Origin of the sequence: Zhongshania aliphaticivorans (genome assembly GCF_902705855.1) — a bacterium.
Classification (GTDB): domain Bacteria; phylum Pseudomonadota; class Gammaproteobacteria; order Pseudomonadales; family Spongiibacteraceae; genus Spongiibacter; species Spongiibacter aliphaticivorans_B.
Map to the genome: position 1 here is coordinate 242,301 of NZ_CACSIJ010000015.1, position 14,062 is coordinate 256,362.

Consider the following 14,062-nt stretch of genomic DNA (forward strand, 5'->3'; position numbering starts at 1 on the left):
TTAGTGGTTAGAAGTTGGCAATAAGACCCAGAGCAATAGTGCTCGTTTCTTCTTCAGCGCTGCCAATTTCCAAGGTATTTACGTTGTACTCCACTACAGTGCGCAACACCGAGTTAATGTCGTGGAACCATGCAACTTGGCTGGTACTGTTATTCCACTCTGTCGAGGTTTCGACAGTGGTTTCACCGTAGGAAATAACAAAGCGCTCTGCACCCATGGTGTAAGAGGCTTGAGCAACATAGCCATCGCTGTCCACTTCTTTGCCATTTTCAGAAATCAGGTTTTGTAAACCTAACGCTGAGTCCACCGCAGGCCCAAGCAACAGGCCCAGACCTTCGCCAGAGAAACCAGACAGGTTTATTGCAAAGCCGCCGGTTTTAAACTTAGCGCCGTAGGAAAACCCTTGTGAATCGACATCATCAACACCTGCCGCATCACTCTCCGAGCTTTGCTGCAAAAAACCCAACCATGCGGTAACTGAATTCCCGTCGCCAAATGAGGTGTTGTACGTCAGCTCACCCTCAAAGCGCGGCAAGCTTTCTTCACTGCTGCGCCCTGCACCGGTATCCGTTGTGGTGTTACCAGGGTCAATCAAACCAATCGCCAACTTAAAGCCACCACCAAAATCTGGTGTACGATATGTAATCTGTGCATGTGGGAATGGGTAGTGGTAGCCGCTACCAATATGCCCAAAAGAGACACCCTGCCCATCGACCAATCCCAAGGTGTCATTTACTGCGCCGTAGCCCTGTAACATCTCATCTAAAAAAATATTAGAACGACTAAACAAGGTAAAATCTTTACCAAATAACACTTGCCCCCAATCGCTATCAATCGTCGCGTAGAACTGACGAACATCGATACCCGTGGATGTCACTGCGGTATCGCTGTCATTAATCGTTACCCAAAACGAGGAGCGCCCACCCACTTTCAGGTCACCGACCTGCTTGCTGAAATTAAAACCTACCCAGTTAGGCAGCAAACCCATTTTGATTCTCGACTGTGTACGATCCACACCCGTAAGATCATTATCGATGTCGCTTTGAACGAAGAAGGTATTGAAAGACGCATCAATCGATACCGTCGTGTCTTCTTGATTGTAAACTTCTACAGCCGCCATCGCCGGAATACTAAATGCCAGCGCGGTAGCGCCAGAAACCATGTTCCGTATTATTAATTTCTTATTCATGAGTTCCCCCAAAATTTTTTGGCTTTTGTAGCCATCTTTTGCGTCACAAAAATTTGCACGCTGCTATTAACTCCGCCGCATCATCTGTTGCGACGGAACTAATATGCGCAAATTTTTGTCATTCCCCCATACCACCTTGCGCCACAATAAAACGTCTTATGGATATAAGACCTAATGAATAAAGTGCTACGCCTAAAGGATGAGACGACTATTTATTCCAGCCAGACATAAAACATGACGTGAATCAAAAAGACGGTATTGAAGGCTAATTTTAGGGAGATAAAATAATATCGTTTTAGATTGCAGCCACTCCTCGCCCTGATTTATTTATCTCTGGGCGAAGAGTGGCCTAGCTTACCAACTGTACTTTATACCTAGCGCAAGGCTGCGCGGTGCGGCGGGACTGAGAAATCGCGGGCTCTCATTTTCTAAATCTTCTAGCACTTCATCTGGCTCACCATAAAGTCNAAAGCGCTCATATTCTTCATCAAAAATATTCTTTGCCTGAATATTTAGTGCGATATTTTTTGTTGGCTTGTATTCAATATTTGCATTAACGACCCTATACGATGCGGTTTTTTTATCTTGATTGGCCTCATCACCACGCAAATACACACCGGTGCTAGTGTTAACTACAATATTGCTATTCACTTTTTCAGTCCACTGATAGCCAAGCAATAACTTTGCGCTATGTTCTGGTATGGATGGAATTTTACTGCCTTTTTCTACCGCCAAGGCACCGTCAACGCTATTGGGGTGATTCGGTGAAAACGAGATGAACGAGGTTTCATAATAGGCATCAAGATAGGTATAGCTTAGATCCATAAGCCATTTGCCAGTGGTGAGCGAACCGCTGACCTCGATACCTTGATGTCGTGTATCACCAATATTCGTAAAAAATCCTTCATTGGAAGAAACACCACCCACTGTTTGGAAATGGATATCATCTTGGTTAATCGTAGTAAATAAGGCGACATCCCACGCCAATACGGCGCTGTGATTAGCTAACTCGCCACGTAAACCCCATTCAACACTGCGTGCAACGACATCTTTCAATGGCGGATCAGCAAGGAAGGTATTTGGCAAGACACATGGCGCGTCTGGGTGCGAGCACGCCAACTCTACCGGCGTTGGCGCCCGAGATGATTGATACACCCCAGCATAAACACTAAGAGCGTCGGTCAATACCCAGCGCGCACCAAGCCCTCCGTTTAAGCTCTTGTAACTATGCTTGGCCGTCAATTCTGGTCGCTCTCCGCTCAAATCCTTTGCGCCAACCTCTACCACGTTATAGCGCATAATGGCCGTTAGACTGAGTCGATCGCTAAGCTCGACAGTATCTGAAAAATACAGTGCTGCCATATCAGTACTGGCACGCAAGGAAGTGAAACCCTCAGCGTCATAAAGACCCGATCGTGTGGTCGACCGAACATCGGTCAAACTTGCAAATTCGACCTGAGAATCAAAATCGGTAATGCCCGCCAAATAATCTGCGCCTAACGTGATGTGATGATTCACTGAGCCGGCATCAAGATTCCAATAGATCTGCGCACTAGCACCCCAGCTTCGCTGCTGCCTGCGGCTGATATTATTGACCGCATCGAATTCGCCACTAACGGCATTATCAAACTGGTCTCGCGCTAGCTCATCGCTGTCGTCTTCACACAAAAAGTCATCATTTGGTGCATCACACTCTTCAAATTCAGTGCCATCACCATTAAAGCTTCGGGTATCCACCTGGCGATAAAAGCCATTCACGGAAAGCTTTACCTCATCAGACAACCAGCGGGAATAGACAATATTCGTCATACTCATCTGATTTTCTGTTAAATCGGGATGCGTAAAAACNGCCTCTCTATCTGTCTCCAACAAGCCAACGGGAATGGCACCGTTGCCTTTTAAATAGGTATCAGAGAAATTAAAAAATACATCAAGCTCACTACTATCATCATGCCGACTTAGCGACGCATATAAATTTCTCGCCTCCGTCGGTGAATAATCTCGCCAGCCGTCTTCCTCATATTTATCTAAAGACAGAAACCCGCCCCAATTTTCCCCATGTACACCCTGTGACACTGAGATAGAACGCTGCCCAAACGAACCCCCGCTCAATTCTATTGCGCCTTGAGGCGAACTAAAGCCGGTCTTACTTTTAATAACGATGGCGCCGCCCAGCGCATTTTGACCAAAGATGGGGTTTACCCCTGCAATCAAGGCCATCTCTTGCACACTGCTAGCCGGTAGTAAATCCCAATTCACGGTGTCGCCAAATAACTCATTTACTCGAACGCCGTTGTAATACACCACCAAACCCTGCGAAGAGCCCAATAGCGGCGATGCCGCATAGCCACGAAAGCGAATATCTGGCTGCAGGGGATTATTCTGCGCGTCGTTAACGGAGATTCCGCCGCCATGCTGGTTTAAAAATTCTGCTACGGAGTAAGCCTTGTCTTTGTCGATATCTTCTGCCGAGAAAATTTGTACTTGAAATGGCGAAAGCTCGGTAAGTGAACCGACTCCCATTGGCGACATGCCGACTACCCTGACATTTTCAACGAGCTTGTATTCTGTATCAGCGACCGACAATGACGAAAAAGGCAGACTTAATACAAGACCGCACAAAGGCCACTTATTACTGACTGACAATCTACTCATTATTATTCTCCACAACGCAATATCTAAATGACCTAGCCTACGCTGTGGGCACTAAGCCACAATTAAACCAAAGAGGCTAAATACTACTGTGAGGTACTACTTTCGTCTTATTTGCACCCAAAGTAGTAGCTAATTACACGTTAAGTGCTATTCATCGACATCTATACCTAATGGACACTAACTCCAGCGCCCGCCCTCTAAATAACACATAATATTAACTGGTGCCGTTATGTATGAAGCAGGCAAAGACTTATCGCCATGTTCAGAGTTCAGCTCCCCCAATCGGCAGATTTATAGCGACGTATCTTTCCATCACTGTCGAATTAGCCATATATTAAAATTATTATTCGTCATTATTTTTTTATCCCTTTTCACAAGCCTTCCAAATATTGCGTATGCGATCGCTGACGAAACGCAAACCGTAGAAAATGAGATACTCACACTCTTTCCTCGCGCCACGCGCGCACCAGAACTAGATCCAGAAACCAAAATTTGGTCGGTATACCAACTTAATGAAATTATTGGTTATGCCTACGAATCTAATGATTTTGTAGACTTTAAAGGATTTTCTGGAGAGCGAATCAATATCCTGATTGGCTTAGATATCGACGGTCGGTTTTCTGATTTAAAAATACTGCATCATCACGAACCCATTTTTCTTCACGGTCTTGGCCCTAAACCCTTAAAGCAATTTATCGACCAATATCCGCAGCACACGCTGTCTGAACGTATTATGTTTGGTGGCCGGAAAACTGGGCAGAAGGAAGACGCTCACAATACTTACTTCGACGGTGTTACCAAGGCCACGGTATCGGTCATCGTCATTAACGACACGATTCTCTCCTCCGCTCGAGAAGTCGCACGACGCGTTCTGCCAGCCTATGCACAACAAGCTCCCGCCACCGTGCGCCCGGAGCTTTTTAACATACTAAACTGGCGTAAATTGTTAGACCTTGAATTTGTAAAACATTGGACCTTAAGTATAGGTGACTTCGAAGGTCAGCTCGGTCAGCCATTATCTAGCTACCCAGCCGAGCAGTTAGAATTAAGTCACAACTATACCGACATCTATTACGCCTATTTAAACGCACCGAGTATAGGCCGAAACCTTCTCGGCGACGCCGACTACACACGACTGATGGATAAACTCCGCGATGGCGAGCAGGCCATTTTGATAATGTCGAATGGCTTTTATGACTACCTAGGTGATGAATTTCGTTCGGGTACGATTCCCGAACGCATCAGTCTTGAGCAGCATAATTTACCAATTACACTGCGAGACCTTAATTTCTTTGATAGCAACAAGGCAAACTTACCAAAGGGCGCCCCTAGTTCAGATAATTTACGTGTATTTAAAATACGGCCACAAGCGGGATTCGACCCCAGCGCTGCAATGCAAATGGTGTTAAGTATTAAGCTAGATCGTAATCATTTAGTTCATGACAGCATTTCTGTTAAGAGCGACTACCAACTGCCAAGTGAGCTCTTTAATAAAATCGACACCGCTAGTATCAGTAAGCCAGAGGCGATGTGGGTCAAGATATGGAAGGGCCGCCTGGTACACATTGCCATTCTCACGCTGAGCTTAATCATACTAAGCATCGCGTTTATTATGCAGCGTAGGCTGGTCACAAATAGCCGACGTTTTACATGGTTTCGAAGGGGGTTTTTACTTTTCACTCTTTTGTATATTGGTTTCTACGTCCAGGGCCAGCTCTCAATCGTGAATCTTATCGCGCTACTCATGGGCGTATTAAATGGTTTTGATATTCAAGTATTTTTGCTCGATCCCATTATTTTTATTCTTTTAAGCTACACCGCCTTTTCCCTTATTCTGTGGGGTCGCGGCTTATTCTGTGGCTGGCTATGCCCCTTTGGCGTCATGCAAGAGTTTCTTGCCAACATTGCAACTAAGCTCAACATTAAACAATGGAATATCAGCCCAAATGCTCATCAGAGCTTACTTAAATTAAAGTATTTCATTTTGCTTGGCTTGCTGGCGCTTGCGCCCTACTCACTGACTGCAGCCGAAAAAATGGCGGAAATCGAACCCTTCAAAACAGCCGTCACATTGGCGTTTATCCGCGAATGGCCATTTGTCATCTACGCCGTAATCATTCTTGGCTTAGGGCTGTTCATCCATAAGTTTTACTGCCGCTACCTATGCCCACTAGGGGCGGCACTGGCCATTATGGGTAAGCTTCACCGTTTCAAGTGGCTGGATAGGCGGCAGGAATGTGGCAGTCCCTGCCAGCTTTGCAAACACCGCTGCGGTATTGATGCGATCAAGAAATCCGGTGCCATTGACTACGATGAATGTATTCAATGTTTGGAATGCGTGGTTATCTTGCAAGACCCGCAACAGTGCGCTGCAACGATGTCTGCCAACAAAAAGGCAAAACGGCACACACCAGAAGTTATCGAACCTGTCAGAATCATCCACGGGAAGTAACTACTTCAACGACCTGTCATCAGATGACATCACGTAACGACGGATTCAACTAATTTCGTATAGCGCTTACGACTTTAGTTGAATTGTTATCCGCAGCTCGCACAGTAACACTTAGCAGCATAATTTTTAATCGGAACGCCCACCATGTCTAAAGCCAACGTATACAATGTGCCCGCAAATTTTCATGATGCACACATCACGCCGCAAAAATATAAAGCGATGTATAAACGCTCGATTGATGATCCCAGCGGCTTCTGGGCAGACATAGCGACTGAATTTCTAGACTGGAATCAAACATGGGATCGGGTGGTTGACTACAATTTTTGCAAGGGCCAAGCCCAATGGTTTAGCGGCGCCGAACTCAATGCTAGCTACAACTGCATTGACAGGCACCTACCCGAACGGGCAAACCAAACAGCTCTAATATGGGAAAGCGACAATCCCGATGAAAGCCGCTCTATCAGTTACGCTGAGCTTAAAGATGAGGTCTGTAAATTAGCCAACACCCTTAAATCTCGTGGCGTCAACAAAGGCGACCGCGTGTGTATTTATTTACCCATGATTCCCCAAGCCGCCTACGCGATGCTGGCCTGCGCACGTATTGGTGCGGTGCACTCGGTGGTCTTTGGCGGCTTCTCACCAGAAGCACTGAAAGATCGCATAGTAGATTCTGATTGCCAGTTAATCATTACCGCCGACGAAAGCACCCGTGGTGGCAAAAATACGCCGCTAAAAGCCAATGTCGACAAGGCGCTACTTCACTGCCCGCAAGTTCACACCTGCCTCGTTGTAAAGTGCGGCGATAAAGATATCCCTTGGATTGAAGGCCGCGATCTCGATTACCACGGTGCGGTCAACAGCATGAGCACTGACTGCCCGCCAGAGTCGATGGCGGCAGAAGACCCGCTATTTATTTTGTATACCTCTGGTTCAACCGGTAAACCCAAAGGTGTGTTGCATACCACTGCCGGCTATTTATTGCAGGCCGCAATGACCTTTAAATACACCTTCGATTACCGTGAAGGCGAGGTTTATTGGTGTACTGCGGATGTGGGCTGGGTAACAGGGCACACTTATATTATTTACGGGCCGCTCTGTAATGGCGCCACCAGCCTGATGTTTGAAGGCGTGCCTACCTACCCCGATGCAGGCCGCTGCTGGGAGATTATTGACAAACATAAGGTGAATATTTTTTACACGGCTCCCACTGCGATTAGAGCACTTCAGGCACAAGGCGATGACTACGTAAGCCGCAGTGACCGAAGCAGCTTGCGCCTGCTGGGTACCGTTGGCGAGCCAATAAACCCAGAAGCATGGGAATGGTATCACCGCGTGGTGGGCGACTCGCGCTGCCCGATTGTTGATACATGGTGGCAGACTGAAACCGGCACCCACATGATCACGGCCCTGCCGGGCGCAACAGATTTAAAACCCGGCTCGGCAAGCTTCCCCTTCTTTGGCGTTCAACTCGCCTTGCTGAATGAAGATGGCAGTGAGGTCGAAGGTGCGGGATCTGGTTACCTGGTGGTTAAATCGTCTTGGCCCAGCCAAATTCGGACGATTTACGGTGATCATCAGCGGCTTATCGACACCTACTTCAGCACTTACAAAGGCTATTACTTTACCGGTGATGGCGCCACCCGCGATTCGGATGGCTACTACTGGATTACCGGGCGCGTAGACGATGTACTCAATGTGTCTGGCCATCGCATGGGCACCGCAGAAGTGGAAAGCGCCTTAGTTCTGCACCCCAAGGTGGCTGAAGCCGCCGTAGTAGGTTTTCCTCATGACATCAAAGGTCAGGGCATTTATTGCTACGTTACCTTGATGGACAATGCCGAGGTTGACGATAATTTGCGCGCTGAACTCATTGCATTATGCAGCCAAGAGATCGGCCCCATCGCCAAACCTGATGTTATTCAATGGGCTCCCGGTTTGCCAAAAACGCGCTCTGGCAAAATTATGCGACGCATTTTACGTAAGATAGCGGAATCCGATATGGACTCACTCGGTGACATCTCCACCCTCGCCGACCCCACGGTGGTTGATACCTTAATTAAAGATCGATTAGCGATCATAGCTTAACCACAAGACGGCAAATTAAAGTAAATAGATGGAATAGGAAATCATACCATTGCCGGCTGAGGCCCCTAACACAGCCCAGTAGTTCAGTCGGCATTTACATCAAACCAGAAAGCAGGGCTAGTAAGCATGTCTAATAAAAATCAGCACCAACTCACCCCCAACAACTCATCTCAAGCGAATCCAAAGCGTCGTCAATTCGTCAAATATCTTGCCGCATCACCACTTATTGCAGGGCCCTGCGCCATGGCGCAAGCTCAACAGTCATCTCCACCGCAAAACCAAATTGCGGCAAGAGATCTACACGCACAATTCGATGTGCTGGCTAAAAAAAGTACCGCCAACATCCAAAGTATCGAAGCCTTTACCATTAACCCTAGCAACCTACCTTGGAGCCAAAAACTTGGGCAATTAAAAGTCGGCCAACAGGTCACTTTCTTTCTCACCGGACTCTGGTGGTTTAGCAAGGAACACAATCGCTGGCTTGAACCGGGTTTTGTGTTTTTTGCACGCGTTACAGGTAAATCAAACGCCAGTCCAATTTATAACACCATGCAAAACACCGGCACCTTAAGCGCAGATCGCAACGGCAGGCTAGAAATTGCGAGGGCAGTTGGCGAGTTCGCAAGTCCCGCAGGAGACCTTTGGGTTCCTACAGAACACTACCTTGCGGGGCAGGGTCAAATTACCGGCATCGCCATTATCTGGAATGAACCCGCCGACAGTGGCTTAAGTAAGTTGGCAGCCGCCGGCGACGTCGACAATTTACTTAGTCTTGAGCTGCAGCGCCAACGTACAGAAAAATTAATGCCCGAAGGCTGGAATAACTTTTTCGCCTTTGGCGACGGCAGTATTTACACCAGCTCGCCCAAGGGCCATATCGATTGCTGTGCGCAGAAGAACGTCGGCATTATTCAGCACCCAGTGGCCAATCAACCACTTGAAGCAGGACTTAAGCTCAATTGGCGCTGGGTGGTAGACAAATTGCCCTCGATGGTTGGCGAAGATCAATTACTCAACCACGATTATTTATCCATTGCCGTAGAGTTTGACGACGGCAAAGACCTTACCTATATGTGGAGCAGCCAATTGCCCGTGGGCAAAGTGTTCGCCTGTCCGATTCCAGGCTGGAACGCGGTAGAAACCCACGTAGTGCAACGCAGTGGTGTTGCTGAATTAGGGAAAGAATTAGACGAGGAGCGCGACGTATACAGCGACTATAAAAACATAATCAACGGACCGGCCAAGCGGGTCGTCAACGTGTGGCTCATTGCCACAACGATATTTATGCGCGGACAAGGCCGCTGTTCATACCGCGAAATAGCCATAGGTAAACAAGGTCATCAACAGAAAATTCTATAGTTCTCCGCAACTCAAGTAGCTTAGCGCCTGAGGCTGCCATTTTTTGGCGAACTCGAATACCGCTGCCCGAAGGTCGACTGATGGAGTTTGGAAATTCAATAGAAATACAATTTGGGCGCACTGTGGGCACAGAGGCCCAAAACCAACAGGCGAAAAAAAACGGCAAGCCAGTAAGTAACTGATTTGCCGTTCTTTAAAGTGGTAGCGGGGGCAGGATTCGAACCTACGACCTTCGGGTTATGAGCCCGACGAGCTACCAGACTGCTCCACCCCGCAACTGATCTGTTGTCTTTTTCTCTAAGACAGGGCGCGCATTATAGGGATGGAATTTTGGTATTGCAACCGCTTCTCGAAGATAAAACGAGAAAAGTGGAATTTAGTTAGGTTGGCTAGAAAAGCAGGCCGTTTATAGATCAAGCAAGATACCAGTCTGGCACCTTGCTTGCTGATTCTTACCAGGGACGGTGATCATTTCAGTGCGTCAGCTTCACTTACCACAGGGCGATCAATTTTGGTGCCGCGCATGACATTACCCTCTGGGGTGGGGTTGCCGTCGTAATGAGCAAGCATCACGTGATCGTCGTGTACTTCTACAAGCACTCCAACAAAAGGCATATCCATCATACTTCCGTCTACCCTGTAGCTAACAAGGTCGCCGACTTTAAAGGTGTCTGGGTTAAAATTCAGGTCAAAAGGGCATTTATCGCCACCCTCGCTACTCATATTCATCATGCCTTTGGCTCCTAATTTTTAGTATTGGCCGTAATTAAATAGACTGTAATTATAGCAAGATTTTGAGCCGTAACTGTAATATCCCGTCAGCCTTATCGCCAATACATATATTTTATACCTGCAGCATAGCGCTACGTGGACAAGTTCACTCATCGTACGAGGAACGCATTTTTCGGTATTGGGCGGGAGACTCCCCGACCCAAGCTTTAAATGCTTTACTAAACGCAGCGGTTTCCTCAAATCCCAATTGTTCAGCAATTTTTGCTATCGAAATATTGTGGTTAGTGAGAAGTTGCGTGGCCTTGTCTAGTCGCACACTTTTCTTAATTTCATTAAAACTTACATCTTCCTTTCGCAATCTCGTTCCCAGCATTTTCGGAGTTAAGTTCAGCCTTTCGGCGATTTCACCAACGCTTGGCATTTCAGGGGTCGGCCACTTTTCCAGCAGATGACGAACTTCAGTGTGAAAGCTGCGCATATTCTCTTGCGGCGTCAGTAAAAACGACGGGGACGAAAGCAGTAGTGTTTCAAGTGACCCTGCATTCTGAACAATTTTTTGCTTTAAATACGTGGCACTAAAAGTGAATTCAAGGTAGTCGCGCTGAAAGTATCGCCGACAGGGAAATAATGTCTGAAACTCCACCTCATGCTCAGGGCGAGGATAGTCAAAACTCACGCTCTTGAGTGCAATGCGACCGCCAATTAACCAGCTGGCAAACTGGTAAAAACCGATAAGAAGGTAGTCGGCAAGTAAGTGGTTGGGATCATTCCGTCGACTATTTCGATACACACGAAAACACGCATGCTTTTTATCATTGAAAAATTCAGGCTGCCAAGACTTACCTACGTAGCTATAGAAACTGGCGGCAACTCGCATCGCTTCACCAAGGTTTGGCGCATTGATCATTAGATTACTGGCGTAAAAAAAAGCCCCGGGCTTTAACGGCGGGCCGTCACCCAAACCCAAGTCTTCATCATCAAGCAAATACCAGCCGGCTTGCAGCAACCTCTGGCAGACTAATAAGTCGTACCTAGGGCTATCAAGACCTTCGAATTGAGTGTACTCACTAAGCAACGATTCCACATCAATGCCTCGAGCTTCCAACGTTGCGGTTAATGCCCAGCGGATATGTGGCGGTATAAAGTACTTACTCATCAATAAGCTCGCACGAGGGAGTTTTATGACAAAATATTAGTCCAGCTACGACATTGTTGCGAGCCTTTATTTAGCGGATATTTCAGCCTTCGTATAAAAACCAAAATAATTTAGGCGAATCATGAAGAGCGATAAAAAGAAATTCATAACCCTATCTATGAAACTCAGTCTGTACTGCATCCAATTTGGTTTGGTACTAATAATGGCTGCGCCACTACAATTGTTAGCACAAGATACCGCTGAGCGTGAACCAACAAACAATTCGACGCGAAAGCAGCGCACCACGATTTTAGAGGAAGTTATCGTCTCGGCAACAAAGCGCGATGCCGGCCTGCGCGACATACCGCTGAGTATTGACGCGTTTACTGGGGAGTCTTTACGCGATATTGGTGCCGCCAATATCGAATCCATTGCGCGGTTTTCACCGGGTGTCTCAGTAAGTCCGGGGCTTGACCCAGAGGCGGCGCAGGTCATCATTCGCGGCGTTTCAACAGACACTTTTTTCACCTTTTTTACGCGAACTTTCGGTATGTTTTACGAAGACGTGTCAATGGTGAATCCTTCAATTCTTGGCCCACAACCAAACATAGATCCCTACGATTTAAAAACAGTAGAGATTCTTAAGGGGCCGCAGGGAACACTATTTGGCGGGTCGGCGTTGGCAGGGGCAATTCGCTACGTGCCAAACAAACCCGACTTTGAAGAGGCCTATGGCCAGTTCGCCGCTGCAACTACCGAGCACGCGCGTAGCGATGGTATGTCACATCGCTACGATGTCATGGCCAACCTGCCGCTTGGCGATAAATTTGCCGCGCGCGTTGTCGCAAGTAAAACTGCCCGCCCAGGCTACATAACGGATCTCCGCTCTGGTCGCGAAGATATTAATTCTTCGCAATCGGAACAGTTTCGCGGATTGTTAAGCTGGCGTGCATCGGAGTCGTTTACCCTAAATTACAGCGGTATTCGCCGCGAGACCCACCAAGACGATGGCGCCTTTGCCAACACCCTTGGCGAACCAACACATTCTGAACGCTTCTTTGCTGATGTGACTGACTCTCGCACCGATATTCATACCCTTACCGCCGACTGGGATTTTAATAGTTTTGACGTGGTTGGCATTGTCGCGAATATGACCAAAGACTACCCCCAACGGCTGGATTACTCGCAGTTTTTTGGAACCTCTCCGCTTGGAGTAGGCATCTATGGCGACACCTTTATTAACTCGGAACAGCCCAGTGCAGAGCTGCGTATTGTATCGAATGAACCAACCGAATCGAATTGGTGGATATTAAGCGATTGGAGCTACGTCGCCGGTGTATTTTACATATATAGCGATCAGTTCTTAGCGTTAAACATTGGCACGGAATTAACCGGTGACCTCTTACGCCTGCGGGGCAATGTTGAAGCCGAAGAATTTGCTACTTTTGTAGATGTTACTCGCGCGCTGGGCGAACATTGGGAGCTAGGCCTAGGGGGCCGCTATTTCCGACAGAGCACCAACGCCGACATAGAAACCACCCTTTTGCCGGTCGCTGAACTACCCCTTATCGGAGAACTTGGTGGCGTCTTGGCACCGGTCCTTGGCGATCTCAGCGGACTGACCGCCGGCTCACTTGGTAGAGACGTTGGCCAAGTGGCAGAAACGGTATTCAACCCTAAACTCACGATCAAGTGGGCTCCCTCAGATTCTATATCGGTCTTTGCTTCGGCGGTAAAAGGTTTCCGCTACGCTGGCGCCAATCAAAACCCCACCCGCGACCCGAATGTCCCTTTATTTTTCAAGTCCGACAATATTTGGAACTACGAGCTGGGGCTGCGTACCGAATGGCTTGAGGGCGCCATTCAATTTGATATCACAGCTTTCTATCTGGAATGGACAGATATGCAAGTACAGCAACGTGAATACACAGGTGCATTTGCCTACACTACCAATGTGGGGGGAGCTGAAAACACTGGAGTGGAGTTTGGTTTAAATACGCTGCTTCCCGGTGGATTTGCCATCAAACTTAATGGCTCTTACGTCGATGCACACACCACAACGTTCTTCGACGATTTCCAAGGGCCGGCAGAAGCGGGAACCGAGCTACCAGGTTCACCACCCGTGTCGGGCTCTCTAATCGTGGCTTGGCTGGGTAATCTTGGCCCTGCAGAAATAGTGTCAACGGTCAACTACACCTATCAAAATCGCAACTACAACAATTTAGCGCGGACCCGCGAACACCCTCCAATTAAGTTATTAGGTGCGAGTATTAATTTCCGCTTTCCAGAGCTGTGGGGCGAGCCATCAATCAATTTAGTGGGAAATAATTTGACCAATGAATTCGAACCAGGCGTGATATTTGATACACCTAATACTGGGGGGCTTCTAACCATTTATAACCCGCCGCGCTCAGTATCACTGGGCATTGAAGTCAACCTCCGCTGAATGGACTGA

8 protein-coding genes and 1 tRNA gene are annotated in these 14,062 nt (G+C 47.6%); 4 read left to right on the forward strand and 5 right to left on the reverse strand.

What is annotated here, in order from left to right; translation table 11 throughout:
* Positions 1 to 7: 7 nt before the first annotated feature.
* Positions 8 to 1,189: a porin gene (locus tag GVJ32_RS15215; RefSeq protein ID WP_159240935.1), complete on the reverse strand. Its 1,182-nt coding sequence runs from the start codon at positions 1,187 to 1,189 to the stop codon at positions 8 to 10.
* A 354-nt stretch (positions 1,190 to 1,543) separates the two neighbouring features.
* The gene (locus GVJ32_RS15220; RefSeq protein ID WP_159240936.1) at positions 1,544 to 3,844 is read right to left on the reverse strand and encodes a TonB-dependent receptor; all 2,301 of its coding nucleotides are present in this window, start codon (positions 3,842 to 3,844) and stop codon (positions 1,544 to 1,546) included.
* A 229-nt stretch (positions 3,845 to 4,073) separates the two neighbouring features.
* On the opposite strand from GVJ32_RS15220, the gene GVJ32_RS15225 reads away from it, so the two are divergent.
* The 3 genes from GVJ32_RS15225 (at position 4,074) to GVJ32_RS15235 (ending at position 9,740) form a co-directional block, all read left to right on the forward strand.
* The gene (locus GVJ32_RS15225) at positions 4,074 to 6,296 is read left to right on the forward strand and encodes a NosR/NirI family protein (protein ID WP_159240937.1); all 2,223 of its coding nucleotides are present in this window, start codon (positions 4,074 to 4,076) and stop codon (positions 6,294 to 6,296) included.
* 144 nt (positions 6,297 to 6,440) lie between these two features.
* On the forward strand, positions 6,441 to 8,381 hold the full coding sequence (gene acs, locus GVJ32_RS15230; RefSeq protein ID WP_159240938.1) for an acetate--CoA ligase: 1,941 nt from the start codon (positions 6,441 to 6,443) through the stop codon (positions 8,379 to 8,381).
* A 126-nt stretch (positions 8,382 to 8,507) separates the two neighbouring features.
* Entirely contained in the window at positions 8,508 to 9,740 is a 1,233-nt protein-coding gene (locus tag GVJ32_RS15235; protein WP_159240939.1) for a DUF3047 domain-containing protein, read from the forward strand.
* 199 nt (positions 9,741 to 9,939) lie between these two features.
* Here the strand turns inward: GVJ32_RS15235 and GVJ32_RS15240 are convergent.
* The 3 genes from GVJ32_RS15240 to GVJ32_RS15250 all read right to left on the reverse strand — a co-directional run bounded on the left by GVJ32_RS15240 (position 9,940) and on the right by GVJ32_RS15250 (position 11,628).
* Positions 9,940 to 10,016: transfer RNA gene (locus GVJ32_RS15240), tRNA-Met, on the reverse strand.
* 192 nt (positions 10,017 to 10,208) lie between these two features.
* Complete coding sequence (locus GVJ32_RS15245; RefSeq protein ID WP_200841443.1) at positions 10,209 to 10,472, reverse strand: hypothetical protein; 264 nt, start codon at positions 10,470 to 10,472, stop codon at positions 10,209 to 10,211.
* A gap of 145 nt (positions 10,473 to 10,617) precedes the next feature.
* On the reverse strand, positions 10,618 to 11,628 hold the full coding sequence (locus tag GVJ32_RS15250; RefSeq protein ID WP_159240940.1) for an AraC family transcriptional regulator: 1,011 nt from the start codon (positions 11,626 to 11,628) through the stop codon (positions 10,618 to 10,620).
* Between the two features lie 202 nt (positions 11,629 to 11,830).
* On the opposite strand from GVJ32_RS15250, the gene GVJ32_RS15255 reads away from it, so the two are divergent.
* The gene (locus GVJ32_RS15255) at positions 11,831 to 14,053 is read left to right on the forward strand and encodes a TonB-dependent receptor (RefSeq protein ID WP_159240941.1); all 2,223 of its coding nucleotides are present in this window, start codon (positions 11,831 to 11,833) and stop codon (positions 14,051 to 14,053) included.
* Positions 14,054 to 14,062 lie beyond the last annotated feature (9 nt).